This window comes from Micromonospora sp. WMMC241, assembly GCF_027460165.1.
Classification (GTDB): domain Bacteria; phylum Actinomycetota; class Actinomycetes; order Mycobacteriales; family Micromonosporaceae; genus Micromonospora; species Micromonospora humi.
In genome coordinates, this window is the sequence record NZ_JAPZBF010000001.1 from 1,317,634 (window position 1) to 1,336,696 (window position 19,063).

Here is a 19,063-nt window from a genome sequence, read left to right on the forward strand (position 1 = left end):
CCGCACGTTATCACTATCGAGAATGATAATGAAGGTACCTGGTCAGCCGCTGCGGTAGAACCGCCGTGCGCCCGGGTGCAACGGGATCGGCTCGGTCAGCGACGCGCTGGCCCGGGAGAAGTTCGCCGCCTCCGGATGCACCCGCACCAGCTCGCCCTGCCAGGTGAACAACACCCGGGTCAGGTCGTACGCGAGCTGGTCCGGCATGTCGGCGGCCACCAGGATCACGTTCGCCACCGTGATGGTCGGTGTCGGCGCCGGCAGGCCGTACGCCTCCTTCGGCAGCAGCGCGGTGGTGTAGACCGAGCCGTAGCGCGCGCCCAGCGGCTCGATCAACTCGGTCAGCGGCAGCAGCCGGAACTTGCCGGGCGCCGCCGAGAGCAGGTCCTTGATGCCCGGCGTGGGCAGCCCGCCGGAGAAGAACATGGCGTCCAGGGTGTTCGCCCGCATCCGCTTGACGGTCTCCGGCAGCGACAGGTTGAGCCGCTGGATGCCCCGGTTCGGGTCGATGCCGCCGGCGGTGAGCAGGCGACCGGCGATGATGTCCGTGCCGGACTTCGGCGAGCCGGTGGAGACCCGCTTGCCGCGCAGGTCGGCGAAGCTGTCGATCTTGCCGTCGGCCCGCACGATCACGTGGGTGTAGTTGCTGTAGACGCGGGCCAGCGCCCGCACCGGCTGCGGCTGCTTGTCGAAGACCCCCCGTCCGTTGACCGCGTCCGCGGCGGTGTCGGCCAGGCTGAACGCGATCTCCATGTCGCCGCTCGCCACCCGGGTGATGTTCTCCACCGACGCGCCGGTCGGCTCCGCCCGCGCCTCGTAGCCGGGCAGGTGCCGGCTGATCAGGTCGGCGTACCCGCCGCCGAGCTGGTAGTAGACGCCCGTGGTGTTGCCGGTGGCCAGGAAGATCCGCCCGCCGTGCCACGCCGGCGCGTCGGCGTCGCCGCCGCCGCAGCCGGCCACCAGCACGGCCGACAGCAGCGCGGCCACCAGCCGCAGCGGGCGGCGGGTCACTGCCGGACCGCCGGCTCCAGCGCCTCCGCCACCCGCTGCACCAGCGTCGCCGTCTCGAAGCCGATCTGGCCCAGGTCGCAGCCCGGCGCGGCGAGCACGCCGAGCAACGCCCGCTCGCCGACCGCCATCACCAGCATCACCCCGCCGTCCATGTCCACGATCTGCTGGCGTACCCGGCCGGCCGACATCAGCCGGGCCGCGCCGACGGTCAGGCTGGCCAGCCCGCTGATCACCGCGGCGAGCTGGTCGACCTGGTCGGCGGAGAGGTCGGGGGAGGAGGCCAGCCGCAGCCCGTCCTCGGAGACCGCGAGCGCGTGCGAGACGTCCGGGACCTGCTCGGCGAAGTTCGCCAGCAGCCAGTCGAGTCCGGCGGTGACGGGTGTGGTCATGGCGTTCTCCCGGTGGGTGTGGTGGGGTTCGAAGCACGGCGCGTCGCGCTGGCCACCCCCTCGGCGAGGGCGGACAGGCGGGCGCGTACCCGCTCGGGGTCGAGCAGGTCCGCCGCCGGCGGCGGCGTGGTGGTGTCGGGCAGCGGCGCGGGCAGGTGCCCGCCCCGGGTCCGGCGCGGCAGCCCGGCGCCGGTGGTCGACACCGGTGCGGGTGGCGCGCTCGTCGGACGGATGCGCGCCACGCTCGGTGCCAGCAGGGCGTTGCCCGGCGGGCGTACCGTGGCGACGCCGCGCGCGCCCGGCGGCCGGCCGGCCACCGGCGCGGCGGTGAGCAGGCCGTGCGGACCGGCCGGTCCCGGCGCGGCGCCGGGCTTGAACCACGGGGCGGCGGCTCCGTGCGGCGGCCGGCGCTCGGTGACCGGCCGGCGGGTCACCGACTCGACCCGGGTCAGTGCCGACTCGGGCACCTCCACCTGCGCCACCGTCCCGCTGCCGGCGTGGTGCAACTGCACCCGGATCCCGTGCCGGGCGGCCAGGTGCGCCACCACGTGCAGGCCCATGCTGCCGGCCGCGGCGCTGGACAGCATGGCCGGTGCGGCGAGTCGTTGGTTGATCTCGGCCAGTCGGCTGTCGCTGATGCCGATGCCCTGGTCGTGCACGCGCAGCACCAGCCCGTCGACGGTCCGCCGCCCGTCCACCAGCACCCGCGAGTCCGGCGGCGAGTAGACGGTGGCGTTCTCCAGCAGCTCGGCCAGGAGGTGCACCAGGTTGCCGGCCGCCGCGCCGTGCACCGCGGCGGCCGGCACGTCGATCTCCACCCGCGGGTAGTCCTCGATCTCCGAGGCCGCCGCCCGCGCCACGTCGTCGAGGAGCAGCGCACCCTCGTGCCCGCGACCGGGCTCACCGCCGGCGAGGACCAGCAGGTTCTCGCCGTTGCGGCGCAGCCGGGCGGCGAGGTGGTCCAGCGCGAACAGCCGGGCCAGCGCGTCCGGGTCGGTCTCCTCGCGTTCGAAGTCGTCGAGCAGCCGAAGCTGCCGGGTGATCAGCGTCCGGATGCGCCGGGCCAGCGCCTCGGCCATCCGGGTGACGTCCAGCCGCAGCTCGGCCTGCTGGCCGGCCAGCCGCAGCGCCGCCCGGTTGACCGTGTCGAACGCCTCGGCGACCTGCGCCACCTCGTCCTGGCCGCGGCGGATCCCGTCGGTCATCCGGGTCGCCGGGCCCTCCACCGGCCCACCCTCGCCCGATGCGATCGCGGTGATCCGTTCCGGCAGCTCCCGGTTCGCCATGGTGAGCGCCGCGACCCGCAGCCGGCGCAGCCGGCGGCTGGTGCGGACCGCCAGCAGCACGGCGGTCACCAGCGAGCCGAGCGCCACCGCGCTCGTCGCCCCGGCGGTCGCCAGCGCGCGCAGCCGGGCCGAGCCGGCCAGCTCGGCGGCGTCGCGGTCCAGGTCGTCGGAGAGTTCCCGGCCCAGCAGGTTGTACCGGCGGATGGTGCCGCTCTGCGCCACGTACCAGGCGTCGCCGTCGGTGCGCAGCGACTCCGGCTCGCCGTCGGTGTCGAGCACCGCGTCGCGCATCCGCCGGGCCGCCGTCACGTCGGTGCCGTCGACCACCCGGTACCAGGCGTCGTTGGCGGAGGCGGAGGCGATCCGGAGGAACTCGGCCTGGCGCTGCTCCCGGGCGCCCCGCAGCCGGCCCAGCCGGGCCAGTTCGCCGCGCTCCAACGCGCCCCGGACGAAGACCGCGCGCAGCAGGTCGCGTTCCAGCGCGGACAGGTGCTCCTGGGCGGCCACCGCGGCGACCTCGCGGGCCTCGTTGGCCAGCCCCGCGTCGCGAAGCTGGCTGGGCAACGCGTCCGCGACCGCGAGCAGCGACTCGACCAGGGACCCGTACGCCGGGTCGCCGCGCTCCCCGGTCACCGCGAGCGCGCGGGCCGGGGCGAGCTGGTCGAGGTGGCCGTTCGCGTCGTCGAGCACCCGGGCCAGGTCCGGCGCGGCACGGCGGGCGTCGCCGCCGGCCGAGCGGTACCTGTCGACGGCGGCGTCCACCCGGCGCCGCTGGGCGTCGACCAGCGGCCGGCCGGCGTTGCCGCCGCGCTGGCGCAACGCCGCCGTCTCGCCGAGTTCGCGTTCCAGCTCGTGCACCAGCCGCACCGTCGCGGTGGCGGTGCCGGCCAGCACCCGCGCCCGGTCGGCGTCCGCGGACGCGTCCAGCGCGGCGCCGGCCTGTGCCGCGCCGAGCACCACCAGGCCGGCGGTGGCCACCAGGATCGGCGCGAGCAGCTGCACCCGGACCGACCGGAGTTGCCCGGCGCGGTCCGCGGAACGGTGGTGCCGGCGTACGCGGGTGGGGTGGGGCAGCGGCACTGGGGTCTCCGGGTCGGGTGTCGGTGGGCCGGGCCCGGACGGGGAGGTCCGGGCCCGGCCGGTCGGGTCAGCTCGCGCCGAGGTCGGTGAGCGCCCGGTCCGCGCCCCGGTGCAGCGGCACCGGATCGGTCTTGCGGGCGTTGCCCAGCTCGATGCCCTTGGCGGCCGGGTTCGCCTGGGCCAGCGCGTCCCTGCGGTCGAAGACGGTCCGGGTGATCGCGCAGGCCACGTCCGCGTCGAGGTTGTCGCGCACCAGCAGCACGTTGGGCACCACGATGGTGGGCACGTCGGCGGGCGTGGAGTAGACGTCCTTGCCGATGGTGCCGGCCTGGTACGCCGGGTTCAGCTCGGCCATCTTCGGCAGCAGCGCGCTGAGGTCGAGGAAGGTCACCTTGCCGCCGGCGGTGGTGAACAGGTCGGTGACCCCGCCGGTCGGGATGCCGCCGGACCAGAAGAACCCGTCGATGCTGCCGTCCTTCATGCCGTCGACGGTCTTGGTGAGGTCGAGGCGCTGCGCCTGGATGTCCTTGGCCGGGTCCAGCCCGGCGGCGGTGAGCAGCCGGTTGGCGATGACCTCGGTGCCGGACTTGGGCGAGCCGGTGGAGATCTTCTTGCCCTTCATGCCGGCGACCGAGGTGATCCCGGAGTCGGCCCGCACCACCACCTGGGTGTAGTTGTCGTAGATCCGGGCCAGCGCCTTGACCGGCTGCGGCGAGCTGAAGCTGCCCTTGCCCTGTACCGCGTTGACAGCGGTGTCGAACAGCGAGAACGCCACGTCGTACTGGCCGGCGACGAGCTGCTCGACGTTCTGCACGGAGGCGCCGGTCTCGGCGGCGGTCCCGGTGAGCTTGCCGTCGGTGGCCTTGCTCAGCTCACCGGCGAGCGCGTTGCCGACCACGTAGTAGACGCCGGTGGCGTTGCCGGTGGCGATGCCGACCCGGGTGTCCTTGGTGACCTTGCAGGTGATGTCCTTGGCGGCGTCGTCGGTCGCCGCGCCGTCCTGCCGGCCGCCGCATCCGCCGGCGGCGAGCAGGGCCAGCGCCCCGACACCGGCGGCTATTCGCGTGTCGATCCTTCTCACTCTCTGTCCTCCCCAGGGTTGACGGACTCCAACACCGACGGGCGGGCGGCGCCGCGTCGGACGTACACGCCCGCGACGGCCAGCGCGGCCAGCGCCACGCCGATCGCCATGGGCAGCGGTTCCAGCCAGAGCAGCACCAGCCCGGCGACCGCGCCGAGCAGCCGTTCCGGCACTCCGGCCGGGCCGACGCCGGGCAGCCATCCGCCGGCCGCCACGGCGAGCACGGCGACGCCGAGCGCGGAGACCAGCCCGGCCAGCGCGATCCGCCCCGGGCCGCCGATGCCGAGCAGGCCGAGGCCGGTCGGCGTGACCACGAAGGCGAGCGGGATGAGGTACGCCGGCAGCGCGTACCGCAGGGTCTGCCACATGGTCGGCACCAGCCGGCCGCCGGTGACCGCGGCGGCGGCGACCGCGGCGAGCGCGGTCGGCGGCGAGACCTCGGACAGCACCGCGAAGTAGAAGACGAACATGGCGGCGGCGGGGGCGGCGACGCCCAGGTGCAGCAGCGCCGGCCCGATGATCACCCAGCCGATCACGAACGACGCGGTGACCGGGACCGCGAGGCCGAGCAGGCTGAGCGCGACGGCGGCGAGCACGGCGGTGAGCGCCAGCACCACGGCCGGTTCCGAGCTGACCGCCTGCGCGCCGCTCACCAGCAGCGCCGCCGCCTGCGGGCCGAGGCCGGTCTTGGTGGTGGTGGCGGTGATGATGCCGGCTGCGGCGCAGACCGCGCTCACCGCGAGCACCCCGCGTACGCCGTCGCGCAGCGCCGCCACCAGCCGGGCCGGGGTGAGCCGGTGCCGCCGGTCCAGGAAGGACAGCGCGGCGGCGAGCGCGGTGGCGATCACCACCGCCCGCATGGCCGAGGCGCCGAGCGCCAGCACCACCACGATCACCACGAGCGAGAGGAAGTGGTAGCCGAAGCGGGCCAGCAGCCGCCAGGCCGAACCGGTGTCGACCACCACCGGGCGCACGCCCGAGCGCCGGGCGTCGATCTCGACGGAGAGCAGGATGCCCAGGTAGTAGAGGACGGTCGGCACGGTGGCCCAGCCGAGCACCTGGAGGTAGGACACGCCCAGGTATTCCGCGATGATGAAGGCCGCGGCGCCGAGCGTCGGCGGGGAGAGGATCGCGCCGACCCCGGCGGCGGCGAGCATGCCGCCGGCCCGCTCGGCCGGGTAGCCGGCGCGGCGCAGGATGGGCCAGGTCACCGCGCCGATGCTGACCGTGGTGGCGGCGCCGGACCCGGAGACGGTGCCGAGCAGGAAGCCGGAGGCGACGGCGGTCCGGCCGGCGGCGGTGCGGGAGCGGCGGAACGCGGCGGCGGAGAGTTCCACGAAGAACCGGCCGGCGCCGGAGAGGTCGAGCACCGCGCCGTAGACGGTGAACAGCACGATGTAGGTGGCGGCCACGTCGAGCGGGGTGCCGTAGAAGCCGCTGTCGGAGTTGTAGAACGCGTCGACGAGCTGCCCGAAGTCCAGGCCGGCGTGCGCCACCGGCCACGACTGCGGGAGCAGCCCGCCGTAGTAGCCGTAGCCGAGGAAGAGCAGGCACACGGCGGGGAGGATCCAGCCGGTGGCGCGCCGGCAGGCCTCCAGCAGCAGGAGCAGCAGCCCGGTGCCGAACGCCACGTCCAGCGGGTCGAGCAGGCCCTGCCGGTCGAGGAACGCGTCGTAGCCGCCGCCGCCCGCGCCGAGCGCGAACGGCAGCACCGGGTAGAGGCAGACCACGAGCGCGGCGGCGGCCAGCACCCAGTCGAGCACCGTCGGCCCGGTCCGCTCCGCCGACCGTCGCCGAATCCCCGAGGGGTACGCCAGGAAGAGCACCGGCAGCACGCCGGCGAGGAAGATGATGAGGTAGTACTTGCTGCCCTGCGGCAACGGGAAGAACACCTGCCGGAGGGCCAACAGCGCGACCGTGACGGTGATCGCGGTGAAGAGCGTTCCGACCGGTCCGGAGAGCACCCGACCCGGTTTCTCCTCCTCGAAACGCGCCGCGAGTTCCCGGGTGTCGGGGTGCGCCGGGTCCCGTATGTGGTGGTGCGTCTCGCCCGGCCCGTCGTCCGCCCACGCCGCGTCGGTGCCGTCGCCCTCGTCCGGCGGGAGCGGCACCGCAGCACCGTCCACTTCGGACCCGCCCGGCTCGCCGGCGGGCGGCCGGGGCAACGGGGGAGTGGCGTCGGAGGGGCGAACGGGTGGCACGAGGGGGGACGATACGCGAATGGCGGACGCGTTGGGAACATTGCCGATCGTGATTGCATTGAGTGACGGAATGAGCTTTGCTCACTCACCGCACACGCTTTCTTGAGTCAATTTCGCAGTTACTCGGCCACAAGGGCGAACCGTTCTTCGTCCGTCGCTCCACTATGGTGAGTTAGGCCCGCTTCTAACGATGGAACGGCTCGGTCACGGAGCGTAGTGGTGTCACGCAACGTGCGGGTCCACCGGGGGTGTCGGACACGGCCGCTAGGGTCGGCGGGTGACCATCGGGCAACCACTCATCCAGGCTCGCGGGCTGGTGAAGCGGTTCGGCGACTTCACCGCCGTCGACGGCATCGACGTGGAGGTCCGCCGGGGGGAGGCGTTCGGTTTCCTCGGCCCCAACGGCGCGGGCAAGTCCTCCACCATGCGCATGATCGGCTGCATCTCCCCGCCGTCCGGCGGCGAGCTGCGCATCCTCGGGCTCGACCCGGTGCGCGACGGCCCGGCCGTGCGGGCCCGGCTCGGGGTCTGCCCGCAGCTCGACAGCCTCGACCCGGAGCTGACCGTCCGGGAGAACCTGACCACCTACGCGCGCTACTTCGGCATTCCGCGCCGGGTGGCCCGGGAGCGCGCCGCCGAGCTGCTCGACTTCGTCCAGCTCGCCGAGCGGGCCGACAGCAAGGTCGACCCGCTGTCCGGTGGCATGAAGCGACGGTTGACCATCGCCCGCGCGTTGGTCAACGAGCCGGAGATCGTGCTGCTCGACGAGCCCACCACCGGCCTCGACCCGCAGGCCCGGCACCTGGTCTGGGAACGGCTGTTCCGGCTCAAGCGGCAGGGCGTCACGCTGGTCCTGACCACCCACTACATGGACGAGGCGGAGCAGCTCTGCGACCGCCTGGTGGTGATGGACGGCGGCCGGATCGTCGCCGAGGGCTCGCCCCGGGCGCTGATCGAGCGGCACGCCACCCGCGAGGTGGTCGAGCTGCGCTTCGGCGGCGACTCGCAGGAGGCGTTCGCCGGCAAGCTCGACGGGCTGGGCGAGCGGGTCGAGGTGCTGCCCGACCGCATCCTGCTCTACGTCTCCGACGGCGACGCCGCCGTGGCCGAGGTGTCCCGGCGCGGCCTGGACCCGGCCGGCGTGCTGGTCCGCCGCGGCAGCCTGGAGGACGTCTTCCTGCACCTGACCGGCCGCACCCTGGTCGACTGAGGTCAGCGGGCCCGGGCCCAGAGGACGAAGCGTTCGGCCAGGTGCCGGGGCGCGGTTTCCGGCCGTCCGGCGGTCAGGTCGGCGGTGGCCTCGCACAGGAGCGTCCCGAGATGGACCAGCAACGCGACCCGGTCCTCGCGATACTCACCGAGCAACGCCAGCCGGGCCGGTGAGCACGGCCACGGGGCGCCGCAGGTCCGGCAGCGCCAGGACGGGCGCGTCGCGACGTGGGGGCGATACCGGGGCATCAGCGCCTGCCCTCCTCGTTCGGGGTGAGCGGGGCGGGTGTCGCCATGGGCGAGCCTCCGTGGTGGCTGGGATGGGGGCATCGGCGGACCTCGTCGTGCGCCGACGCCCCCGGCCTGGTTCCGCCCGCCGTCCGATCCCGGGAGCGGTTCCGCTGCGTGACAGTCTGGTGACGGCGCGACTACGGTGGGAGATCCGGCGCGGCGACGGCGAGCGCGTCCGGCGACCGGCTCACGGGTGTACCGAGGACGTACGGAGGCTGTCCGTGGAACTGTCGTCCATGCTGGAGCACTTCGCGGAGGAGCTGCGGCTGGCCCGCGCGGCCGGCGGCATGTCCCAGGCGGCGTTGGCCGAGGCGCTCACCTACTCGGGCGCGCTGGTGGCCAAGGTGGAGACCTGCGAGCGCCGCCCGAGCCTGGACTTCGCCCGCCGCTGCGACGCGGTGTTCGGCGTCGACGGGCGCTTCGAGCGCATCCAGCGGCGGATCGGCCGGGAGACCATGGTGCCGTGGTTCCGTGACTGGCCCGGCATCGAGGCGGAGGCCACCGCGCTGCGCTGGTTCGAGCCGATCTGCGTGCCGGGCCTGCTCCAGACCGAGGGCTACGCCCGCGCGCTGCTCTCCGGCAGCGGCCTGTTCCCGCCGGACGAGGTGGAGCAGCAGGTGGCGACCCGGCTGGACCGCCAACCGGTGCTGACCCGCGAACGGCCCCCGCTGCTCACGTTCGTCGTCGACGAGCACGTGCTGCGCCGGAGCGTCGGCGGGCCGGAGGTGATGCGCGAGCAGGTGCGCCACCTGGTGAAGGTCGGCTCGACGCTGCCCCGGACGAGAATCCACGTCGTGCCGCTCACCGTCGGCGCCTACCCTGGCATGAACGGCCCGTTCGTGATCGCCACCCCGCCGCACGGCGAGGACGTGGTCTACCAGGAGGGCCAGCTCCACGCGCAGGTCATCGACCGCGCCGACCACGTGCGGCAGATGGTCGAGGTGTGGGAGTCGATCCGCGGTGAGGCACTATCGCACCAGCAGTCCCTCGAACTCGTGACGGAAGTGGCGGAGACATGGACCTGAGCAATGCCCGGTGGCGCAAGAGCAGCCGCAGCAACGGCCAGGGCGGAGCCTGCGTGGAGGTGGCGGACGGCCGGCCCGGCGTGATCGCCGTGCGCGACTCCAAGGACCCGGCCGGCCCGGTGCTGGCCTTCGCCCCTGATGCCTGGCGCGCGTTCGTCGCCGGGGTCGCCGCGCGCTGACCCACGCCGCCGGCCCGAGGTGGCGGCCCCCATCCCGCCACCTCGTCGGGCCGGTGTGGACCACGCTCGCGCCTGTCGTACCCGAGGAGTAGGAAGGTCGGCGGGGGTGATACGGGTGACGACGGTGACGGGCCGGGCCGCGACGGGTCTGCCGCGGGTGCCGGCGGTGACGGTGTTCGCGCACTACCTGGTCAACTACCGGCGCACCTGGCGCGCGGGCGTCTTCTCGTCCTTCCTGCTCCCGGTGCTCACCCTGGTCGGGTTCGGCTACGGCGTCGGCGCCTACGTCGACCAGGGCGTCGACGGGGTGCCTTATCTGCCGTGGCTGGTGCCCGGCCTGATCGCCTCGACAGTCCTTCAGGTCGCCGTCGCCGAGTCGACCTGGCCGGTGCACAGCAACTTCAAGTGGGTCCGCACCTACCACGCCCAGGTGGCCGCGCCGCTGCGCAGCGCCGACATCGTGGCCGGTCATCTCGTCTTCGTGCTGTTCCGGGCGGTCACCAGCGCGCTGGCGTTCCTGCTCGTGGCCGCCGCGTTCGGGGCGCTGCGGTCGCCCTGGGCGGTGGCGGTGCCGCCGATCGCCCTGCTGCTCGGGCTGGCGGTCGCCGCGCCGGTCTTCGCGTTCAGCGCGCGGGTGCCCAGCGACAGCTACCTCGCCCTGCTGTTCCGGTTCGCGGTGATCCCGATGACGCTCTTCTCCGGGGTGTTCTTCCCGGTCGAGTCGATGCCGGCCGGGCTGCGGCCGATCGCCTGGGCGACGCCGCTCTGGCACGGCGTCGACCTGTGCCGGGCCGCCACCCTGGGCGTCGAGCCGCGATGGTCGGTCACCGGTCACCTGCTCTACCTGGCCGCCTGGGCCGGCGTCGGCTGGTGGCTGGCGCTGCGGGCGTTCCGTCGTCAACTCGTCGTCTAGGGAAGGGGTGTCGTGGTCGCTCTCCTCCTGCCCCGGCTGGCCGGCGTCACCGGGGCGCGCCGCTCGGCGGCGGTGGCCGAGCGCAACCTCACCGCGCTGCGCAGCGCGTACTGGCTGGTGCTGGTCTCCGGCTTCGTGGAGCCGGTGCTCTACCTGCTGTCGATCGGCATCGGCGTGGGCGCGCTGGTCGGCGACCTGACGCTGCCCGGCGGCCGGGTGGTCTCCTACGCGGCGTTCGTCGCCCCGGCCATGCTCGCCTCGTCGGCGATGAGCGGCGCGCTGTCCGAGACCACCTTCAACTTCTTCGGCAAGATGAAATACATGAAGCTGTACGACGGGGTGATCGCCACCCCGGTACGGCCGTTCGAGATCGCCCTGGGCGAGCTGGGCTGGGCGATGGCGCGTGGGTCGCTCTACTCCGCCGCGTTTCTGCTGATCATGGTGGCGCTGGACCTGACCACCGCGGCCCGGGCCTTGATCGCGTTCCCGGCGGCGGTGCTCGTCGGGAACGCGTTCGGTGCGCTCGGTATGACCGTCGCCACGCTGCTGCGCAGTTGGCAGGATTTCGACCTGATGGGCTCGGCCCAGTTCACGCTCTTCCTCTTCTCCGGCACGTTCGTGCCCGCCGAGGCCTACCCGGCGGTGCTGCGGTGGCTTGTCGAGCTGACCCCGCTCTACCGCTCGGTGCACCTGATCCGGGGCGTCTGCGTCGGCGGGTCCGGCTGGTCCTGGCTGCTCGACGTGGCCTACCTGGTGGCGCTGACCGGCGGCATGTTGGCGCTGGCGTCCCGGCGGATGGCCAGGTTGCTCTACCCGTAGCCGGTTATCCGGCCCGGCCTCGGGGCAAGTCGTGCAGTGACGACACGACGACGAGGGAGGTGCGATGGCCGGCGACGAGTCTCCCGTCCGGGAGGAGCGCGACCGCACCGCGCCGGTGGGGCCGGACGACGGGCCGGACAGCCCGACCGAGCTGCCGGGTCCGGGCTGGGTGGCGACGCTCAAGCGGACCGTCCGGGAGTTCCAGGACGACAGCCTGACCGACTGGGCCGCCGCGCTCACCTACTACGGGGTGCTCTCCATCTTCCCCGGCGTGCTGGTGCTGATCTCCCTGCTCGGGCTGCTCGGCGACCGGGCCACCCAGGGCGTGCAGGACACGGTCAACCAGGTGGTGCCTGAGGACAACATCCAGAAGATCATCGAGAGCGCGATCACCCAGGCCAGCGACGCCGGCGGGTTGGCCAGCGTCGCTGCGGTGATCGGTCTGGTCGCCGCGTTCTGGTCGGCGTCCGGCTACATCGCCGCGTTCATGCGCGCCTCGAACAGCATCTACGACGTGCCGGAGGGGCGGCCGATCTGGAAGACGCTGCCGATCAGGCTCGGCGTGACCGCCCTGGTCGGCGTGCTGCTGCTGATCAGCGCCGTGATCGTGGTGTTCACCGGCGGGCTGGCCGAGCAGGCGGGCAACGCGATCGGGCTCGGCTCGACGGCGGTCACGGTGTGGAACATCGCCAAGTGGCCGGTGTTGCTGCTGCTGGTCAGCCTGATGTTCGCGATTCTCTACTGGGCCTCGCCCAACGCCCGGCACGGCGGCTTCCGCTGGGTGAGCCCCGGCGGCGTGCTCGCGGTGGTGCTCTGGCTGGTGGTGTCCGGCCTGTTCGCGCTCTACGTCAGCAACTTCGGGTCCTACAACAAGACGTACGGCGCGGTGGCCGGCGTGATCATCTTCCTGGTCTGGCTCTGGCTGAGCAACATCGCCATCCTGCTCGGCGCCGAGTTCGACGCCGAGCTGGAGCGTAGCCGCGCCATCGCCGCCGGGCTCCCCGAGGACGAGGAGCCCTACGTCGAGCTGCGCGACGACCGCAAGCTGCGCAAGAAGCGGAACGCCCCCACTCCGCGCTGAATCGCACCCCGTAGCGCCCCGCCCGGATCCGTCCGGGCGGGGCGTTTTCATGATCCGGAACCTGCTTTTGTTCGTATGGACAAAAGTTTCCATCGGATGTGCCGAAGCTATGGACACGTGACCCGGAAGGCTCCTACTGTGTCGAACACAACACATCGCCATCACGTCGATGTGAACGACTTCGATGCGGAGGTGGCTGCCGGTGCGGACCGTCGACCCCCTGCACGTGCGGCTCCTGCGGCTGCTCCGGGACGAGGGCGCGGTGTCCCGCGCCGAGCTGGGCGACCGGCTCCAGATGCCCCGCCCGAGGCTGCTCGCCGAGCTGGAGCGGCTGGTCGCGCTCGGCTACGTGGCCGAGGCCGGGCTGGCCGCCTCCCGGGGCGGGCGCCGCTCCACCCTCGTCGAGTTGAGCCCGCGCCTGCGCTTCGCCTCGGTCGACCTGGGCGCCAGCTCGATAGACGTCGAGGTGGTCAACGGCCGCCTGGAGCCGGTGACCGCCTACACCGAACCGGCCGACATCCGCTCCGGCCCGAAGGTGACCCTGCAACGGGTCAACGACCTGCTGCACAAGGCCAAGGTCGACGGCGCGTACGAGCGGCTCGACGCGATCGGCATCGGCGTGCCCGGGCCGGTGAGCTTCCGCGACGGGGTGCCGGTCTCCCCGCCGATCATGCCGGGCTGGGACCGCTTCCCGGTCCGTGAGCTGCTGACCCGCGAGCACGGCTGTCCGGCCGTGGTCGACAACGACGTCAACATCATGGCCATCGGCGAGCGGCACGGCGGCGTCGCCCACTCGGTCGACGACTTCCTCTTCATCAAGATCGGCACCGGCATCGGCTGCGGCATCTACCTGCACGGCGAGGTCTACCGGGGCACCGACGGCTGCGCCGGCGACATCGGCCACATCCAGGTCGACCCGAACGGTCCGATGTGCTCCTGCGGCAACGTCGGCTGCCTGGAGGCGGTGTTCAGCGGCGCCGCGCTGGCCCGGGAGGCGACCGCCGCGGCCCGCGCCGAGGTGTCACCGGCCCTGGTCGAGCGGTTCGCCGCCCGGGGCGCGGTGACCGCGTTGGACGTGGCGCAGGGCGCGATCGAGGGGGACGTCACCTGCATCCAGCTCATCCGCGACGGCGGTCGGCGGGTCGGCAGCGTGCTGGCCGGGCTGGTCAGCTTCACCAACCCGTCGATGATCGTGATCGGCGGCGGGCTGGCCCAGCTCGGCCACATCCTGCTCGCCGAGATCCGCAGCGTGGTCTACCGCCGCTCGCTGCCGCTGGCCACCGGCAACCTGCCGGTCGTCCTCTCCGAGCTGGGCCCACGCGCCGGCGTCGCCGGCGCCGCGGTGCTGGCCAGCGACGTCGCGTTCGGGGAAGCCGCATGACATCCGAGGGGGTGGAGGTGACCGGGAAGGAAACGCCCGCCGTCGCGGGCGAGGTGGTGCTGCGCCTCACCGACGTGGTGAAGACGTTCCCCGGCGTACGCGCGCTGGACGGCGTGCAACTGGAGGTGCGGGCCGGCGAGGTGCACTGCCTGCTGGGGCAGAACGGCGCCGGCAAGTCCACCCTGATCAAGGTGCTCGCCGGCGTGCACCGGCCGGATTCCGGCGAGGTGGTGTGGCGGGGCGAGCCCGCCGCGTTCGCCAACCCGCAGGCCGCCATGCGCGCCGGCATCGCCACCATCTACCAGGAACTCGACCTGGTCGACGACCTGTCGGTGGCGGAGAACGCGTTCCTCGGCCACGAGCCGCGCCGGCTCGGCTTCGTCAGGCGCGGGCACATGGCCCGGCGTACCCGGCAGATCCTGGCCCGGCTCGGCCACCCGGAGATCCCGCCCGGGCGGTTGGTGCGGCACCTGCCGGCGGCCGGCAAGCAGATCGTCAGCATGGCCCGGGCGCTGTCCCACGAGGCCCGCCTGATCATCATGGACGAGCCGAGCGCGGTGCTGGCCCACGACGAGGTGGGCAACCTGTTCCGGATCATCCGGGAACTCACCGCGCAGGGCATCGCGGTCATCTACATCTCGCACCGGATGGAGGAGATCCGCGAGATCGGCGACCGGGTCACCGTACTCAAGGACGGCCGGACCACGGCGGCGAGCCTGCCGGCGCGCGACACCCCGACCCGCGACCTGGTCGCCCGGATGACCGGGCGGACCATCGAGTACGTCTTCCCGCAGCGCCCGGCCGACGACGGCGCCGGCGCGGAGCTGCTGCGGGTCGACGGGCTGACCCGGCACGGCGAGTTCGCCGACGTGTCGCTCGGCGTGCGGGCGGGGGAGATCGTCGGCATCGCCGGACTGGTCGGCTCCGGTCGCTCCGAGCTGCTGGAGACGATCTTCGGGGCCCGCCGGCCGCACGCCGGGACGGTACGCCTCGACGGTCGGGCGCTTCGCCCCGGCAGCGTGGGCGCGGCGGTGCGGGCCGGCATGGGCATGGCCCCCGAGGAGCGCAAGAGCCAGGCGTTGCTGCTCGGCGAGCCGATCTACCGCAACGTCACGCTCGCCACCTTCGGCCGGTACGCCCGCCTCGGTTTCACCGACGCCGGGCGGGAGCGGGCCGAGGCGGACCGGATCGCCGCGTCGCTGGAGCTGCGGCCCCGCGACGTGCGCCGGCCGGTACGCACCCTCTCCGGCGGCAACCAGCAGAAGGTGGTGGTCGGCCGGTGGCTGCTCGGGGACACCCGGCTGCTGCTGCTCGACGAGCCGACCCGGGGCGTGGACGTGGGCGCCCGGGCCGAGCTCTACCAGGTCATCCGCGATCTGGCCGCCCGGGGAGTCGGGGTGCTGCTGGTCTCCAGCGAGGTGCCCGAGGTGCTGGGCCTGGCCGACCGGGTGCTGGTGATGCGGGAGGGCCGGGTGGTCCGGGAGGCCCCGGCCGGCGAACTCGACGAGAACACCGTGCTCGACCTCGTCATGGCGGGGTCCCTCATGGAAGGCGCACCGGCATGAGCGACGTGACCGACACCAAGCTTCCCGCACAGTCGCCGCCGGTCGACCGGGCGGAGACCGCCAAGGCCGACGCGGCGGCTCGGCTCTCCTGGTGGCGCGGCGACGGCGGGGAGGGCGCGAAGCGCAACCTCGGCCTGCTGGCAACGCTCGTGGTGCTGGTGGTCATCGGCATCCTGACCCGGCCCGACCTCTACGGCGACCCGAACTGGGTGTGGGGCAACACGCTCACCATCCTCAAGCTCGCCTCGGTGGTCGGCGTGGTCACCGTCGGCATGACCTTCGTGATCATCGGCGGCGGCATCGACCTGTCGGTCGGCGCGATCGTGGCGCTGGCCGGGGTCTGGTCCACCACGCTCGCCACCCAGAGCTACGGCGCCGGCGGCATGATCTTCAGCGCGCTGACCGTCGGGCTGGCCGTCGGCGTGGTCAACGGGCTGCTCATCTCGTACGGGCGGCTGGTGCCGTTCATCGCCACGCTGGCCATGCTGGTCGCCGCCCGGGGGCTGGCCGCCGAGATCTCCGACAAGCAGACCCAGGTCTCCACCAGCTCGTTCATCAACGGCATCGCCACCACGAAGGTGCTCGGCATCCCGTTGCTGGTCTACATCCTCGTCGCGGTGGTCGCGGCCGGCTGGGTGCTGCTCAACCGGACCACGTTCGGCCGCCGCACGGTGGCGGTCGGCGGCAACCCGGAGGCGGCCCGGCTCGCCGGCATCAACGTCCGCCGCCACACCGTGCTGCTCTACGCGCTCTCCGGCCTCTGCTGCGGCATCGCCGCGGTCATGCTCACCGCGCAGGCCACCTCCGCCCAGGCGGCGATGGCCAACCTCTACGAGCTGGACGCGATCGCCGCCGCGATCATCGGCGGCACGCTGCTCAGCGGCGGGCGGGGAACCATCGTCGGCTCCCTGCTCGGGGTGATCATCTTCTCCACGATCACCAACCTGTTCGCCATCAACAACCTCTCCGCCGAGGCCCAGAACATGGTCAAGGGCGGCATCATCGTCGCCGCCGTCCTGGTCCAGCAGGTGCAGTTCCGCAGCCTGACCCAGTTCCTCGCCCGCAACCGGGCCACCACCACCTGATCCCACCGCGCCACCAGGCCGCCGTCGAGAAGACGCCGGCCCGGCCCACCGCACCCGAAACCACCCCCACCACCTCATCAGGAGGCCGTCATGACAAGTGACCTGTCACGCCGCCGGCTGCTCTTCGGCGGAGCCGCGGTCTCGGCCGGGGTGTTGCTCGCCGGCTGCACGAGCAACGAGCAGTCCCCGACCGAGGCGCAGACCAAGGCCGCCGCGAACGACGCCAACACCGAGCCCGGCAAGAAGGTGACCATCGGCTTCTCCGCCCCGGCCGCCGACCACGGCTGGATCGCCGCCATCACCAACAACGCCAAGGCGCAGGCCGGCGCGTACGGCGACGTGGAGCTGAAGTCGGTGGAGGCCGGCGCGGACGCGGCGGCCCAGCGGGCGGCGCTGTCCACGCTGATCTCCCAGAAGCCGGACGTGATCGTGCTGCTGCCGCACGACGGCAAGGAACTCAACGCGTTCGGCCTGGAGGCGATGAAGGCCGGCATCCCGGTGGTCAACCTGGACCGGGCCTTCCCCGACGCGCGCGCCTACCGGCTGCAGATCAAGGGCGACAACTACGGCATGGGGGTGGCCGCCGCCACCTACATCGCCGAGCAGCTCAAGGCCAAGGGCGTGAGCAACCCGGTGATCGGCGAAATCCCCGGCATCGAGTCGCTGGAGCTGACCCAGGAACGCTCCAAGGGCTTCGCCGACACGCTCGCCTCGTACGGGCTGAAGGTGGCCAACCGCCGCCCGGCCGAGTTCACCGTGGACTCCGGCCAGCAGGCCGCCACCGGGCTGTTCCAGGCCCTGCCGAAGATCGACGCGGTCTGGAACCACGACGACGACCAGGGCATCGGCGTGCTGGCCGCGGTCAACCAGGCCAACCGCAAGGAGTTCTTCATGGTCGGCGGCGCCGGCTCGAAGAAGGCCATGGAGGACATCGCGGCCGACAACACGGTGCTCAAGGCCACCGTCACCTACAGCCCGTCGATGGCCTCCTCGGCCATCTCCCTGGCCCGGCTGATCGGGCAGGGCAAGGGCATGTCCGACCTGGTGGAACTCCAGGTGCCGAAGGAGATCGTGCTCTCCTCCGAGACGATCACCAAGCAGAACTCGGGCGACTACCTGAAGCTCGGGTTCTGACACACGGGGGGAGACCCAGCTTGTCCAGTCACGACAGCATCCTGCGGGTCGGCATGGTCGGCTACGCGTTCATGGGCGCCGCGCACTCACAGGCGTGGCGCACCGTGAACCGGGTGTTCGACCTGCCGGCGAAGGTGCGGATGTCGCTCGTCTGCGGCCGGGACGAGTCGAAGGTGGCCGAGGCCGCCGACCGGCTCGGCTGGGACGGGCACACCACCGACTGGCGGCGACTCGTCGAGTCCGACGAGATCGACGTGGTCGACATCTGCACGCCGGGGGACAGCCACCGCGAGATCGCCCTCGCCGCGTTGGCCGCGGGCAAGCACGTGCTGTGCGAGAAGCCGCTTGCCAACACCGTCGCCGAGGCGCGGGAGATGACCGCCGCCGCCGCGCGGGCCCGGGAGTCCGGTGCCCGCGCGATGTGCGGCTTCAACTACCGGCGGGTGCCCGCGGTGGCCCTGATGCGGCAACTCGTCGCCGACGGGCGGCTCGGCGAGATCCGGCACGTCCGGGCGGTCTACCTCCAGGACTGGATCGTCGACCCGCAGTTCCCGCTGGTCTGGCGGTTGCAGAAGGACCGGGCGGGCTCCGGCGCGCTGGGCGACATCGGCGCGCACATCATCGACCTCACCCAGTACGTCACCGGGCAGCTGGTCGCCGGGGTCAGCGCGCTGACCGAGACGTTCGTCCGGCAGCGGCCGTTGCCGGCCGGGTCGAGCGGCCTGGCCGCGCAGGCCGGCGGCAACGGTCGGGGCACGGGTGAGGTCACCGTGGACGACGCGGCGGTCTTCGTGGCCCGGCTCGACGGTGGCGGGCTCGCCACCTACGAGGCGACCCGGTTCGCCACCGGCCGCAAGAACGCCCTGCGGGTCGAGATCAACGGCTCGCGCGGCAGCGTCGTGTTCGACCTGGAACGCCTCAACGAGCTGGAGTTCCTGGACGCCACCCGGCCCACCGCCGAGCAGGGTTTCAGTCGGATCCTGGTGACCGAGCCGGAGCACCCGTACCTGGACGCGTGGTGGCCGCCGGGCCACATCATCGGCTACGAGCACTCCTTCACCCACCAGATGCGCGACTTCGTCGAGGCGGTCGCCACCGGCGCCGACCCGAGGCCGTCGTTCGCCGACGCGTTGCAGGTCCAGCTGGTGCTGGACGCGGTGGCGAAATCCGCCGCGCGGTCCGCCTGGGTGGAGGTGGAGAAGGAGGGGGCCCCCGTTAACGCCTCCGGTAGAGGAGGGGGCCCCGCTTAACAACCCGCCCACCCCGTGCGGCGTGCGATCGCCGCCGACACCCTTCCGGCGCCGGCCGGCGAGGACCCGCCACGGTTGCGCCC

17 protein-coding genes are annotated in these 19,063 nt (G+C 73.0%); 11 read left to right on the forward strand and 6 right to left on the reverse strand.

Annotation, left to right across the window (positions count from 1 at the left end; translation table 11 throughout):
- Positions 1-42: 42 nt before the first annotated feature.
- The 5 genes from O7598_RS06385 to O7598_RS06405 form a co-directional block, all read right to left on the reverse strand.
- Positions 43-1,011 carry a TAXI family TRAP transporter solute-binding subunit gene (locus O7598_RS06385; RefSeq protein ID WP_269690431.1) on the reverse strand — a complete coding sequence of 323 codons (969 nt, stop codon included), beginning with the start codon at positions 1,009-1,011 and terminating at the stop codon, positions 43-45.
- Entirely contained in the window at positions 1,008-1,400 is a 393-nt protein-coding gene (locus tag O7598_RS06390) for a roadblock/LC7 domain-containing protein (protein WP_269690432.1), read from the reverse strand. The genes O7598_RS06385 and O7598_RS06390 overlap by 4 nt, the downstream gene beginning before the upstream one ends.
- On the reverse strand, positions 1,397-3,766 hold the full coding sequence (locus O7598_RS06395; RefSeq protein ID WP_269690433.1) for a sensor histidine kinase: 2,370 nt from the start codon (positions 3,764-3,766) through the stop codon (positions 1,397-1,399). The genes O7598_RS06390 and O7598_RS06395 overlap by 4 nt, the downstream gene beginning before the upstream one ends.
- Before the next feature lie 67 nt (positions 3,767-3,833).
- Positions 3,834-4,847 carry a TAXI family TRAP transporter solute-binding subunit gene (locus O7598_RS06400; protein ID WP_269690434.1) on the reverse strand — a complete coding sequence of 338 codons (1,014 nt, stop codon included), beginning with the start codon at positions 4,845-4,847 and terminating at the stop codon, positions 3,834-3,836.
- Positions 4,844-6,958 (reverse strand): TRAP transporter permease, encoded by a 2,115-nt coding sequence (locus tag O7598_RS06405; protein ID WP_442929820.1) that lies wholly within the window; start codon positions 6,956-6,958, stop codon positions 4,844-4,846. The genes O7598_RS06400 and O7598_RS06405 overlap by 4 nt, the downstream gene beginning before the upstream one ends.
- 367 nt (positions 6,959-7,325) lie before the next feature.
- Between O7598_RS06405 and O7598_RS06410 the strand changes: the two genes are divergently transcribed.
- Positions 7,326-8,258: an ABC transporter ATP-binding protein gene (locus tag O7598_RS06410; protein WP_269690436.1), complete on the forward strand. Its 933-nt coding sequence runs from the start codon at positions 7,326-7,328 to the stop codon at positions 8,256-8,258.
- 2 nt (positions 8,259-8,260) lie between these two features.
- Here O7598_RS06410 and O7598_RS06415 read toward each other — a convergent pair whose 3' ends face one another.
- The gene (locus O7598_RS06415) at positions 8,261-8,506 is read right to left on the reverse strand and encodes a flavin reductase (RefSeq protein ID WP_269690437.1); all 246 of its coding nucleotides are present in this window, start codon (positions 8,504-8,506) and stop codon (positions 8,261-8,263) included.
- Between the two features lie 263 nt (positions 8,507-8,769).
- Here O7598_RS06415 and O7598_RS06420 point away from each other — a divergent pair, with 263 nt between their 5' ends.
- From O7598_RS06420 to O7598_RS06465, 10 genes are all read left to right on the forward strand, one after another.
- Entirely contained in the window at positions 8,770-9,573 is an 804-nt protein-coding gene (locus tag O7598_RS06420; protein ID WP_269690438.1) for a helix-turn-helix domain-containing protein, read from the forward strand.
- Entirely contained in the window at positions 9,564-9,752 is a 189-nt protein-coding gene (locus tag O7598_RS06425; protein WP_269690439.1) for a DUF397 domain-containing protein, read from the forward strand. Before O7598_RS06420 ends, O7598_RS06425 begins: the two co-directional genes overlap by 10 nt.
- Before the next feature lie 115 nt (positions 9,753-9,867).
- Positions 9,868-10,665, forward strand: a complete 798-nt coding sequence (locus O7598_RS06430) for an ABC transporter permease (protein ID WP_442929822.1) — start codon at positions 9,868-9,870, stop codon at positions 10,663-10,665.
- Between the two features lie 12 nt (positions 10,666-10,677).
- The gene (locus tag O7598_RS06435; protein WP_269690440.1) at positions 10,678-11,484 is read left to right on the forward strand and encodes an ABC transporter permease; all 807 of its coding nucleotides are present in this window, start codon (positions 10,678-10,680) and stop codon (positions 11,482-11,484) included.
- A 64-nt stretch (positions 11,485-11,548) separates the two neighbouring features.
- Entirely contained in the window at positions 11,549-12,565 is a 1,017-nt protein-coding gene (locus tag O7598_RS06440; RefSeq protein WP_269690441.1) for a YihY/virulence factor BrkB family protein, read from the forward strand.
- 202 nt (positions 12,566-12,767) lie between these two features.
- Positions 12,768-13,946, forward strand: a complete 1,179-nt coding sequence (locus O7598_RS06445; RefSeq protein WP_269690442.1) for an ROK family protein — start codon at positions 12,768-12,770, stop codon at positions 13,944-13,946.
- A complete protein-coding gene (locus O7598_RS06450; protein ID WP_269690443.1) occupies positions 13,943-15,511 on the forward strand; it encodes a sugar ABC transporter ATP-binding protein in 1,569 nt (522 codons plus the stop codon). The genes O7598_RS06445 and O7598_RS06450 overlap by 4 nt, the downstream gene beginning before the upstream one ends.
- A complete protein-coding gene (locus O7598_RS06455) occupies positions 15,508-16,596 on the forward strand; it encodes an ABC transporter permease (RefSeq protein WP_269690444.1) in 1,089 nt (362 codons plus the stop codon). The genes O7598_RS06450 and O7598_RS06455 overlap by 4 nt, the downstream gene beginning before the upstream one ends.
- A gap of 90 nt (positions 16,597-16,686) precedes the next feature.
- Positions 16,687-17,730 carry a substrate-binding domain-containing protein gene (locus tag O7598_RS06460; protein WP_091071177.1) on the forward strand — a complete coding sequence of 348 codons (1,044 nt, stop codon included), beginning with the start codon at positions 16,687-16,689 and terminating at the stop codon, positions 17,728-17,730.
- A gap of 53 nt (positions 17,731-17,783) precedes the next feature.
- A complete protein-coding gene (locus O7598_RS06465) occupies positions 17,784-18,980 on the forward strand; it encodes a Gfo/Idh/MocA family protein (protein ID WP_442929917.1) in 1,197 nt (398 codons plus the stop codon).
- The last annotated feature ends 83 nt before the right edge of the window (positions 18,981-19,063 follow it).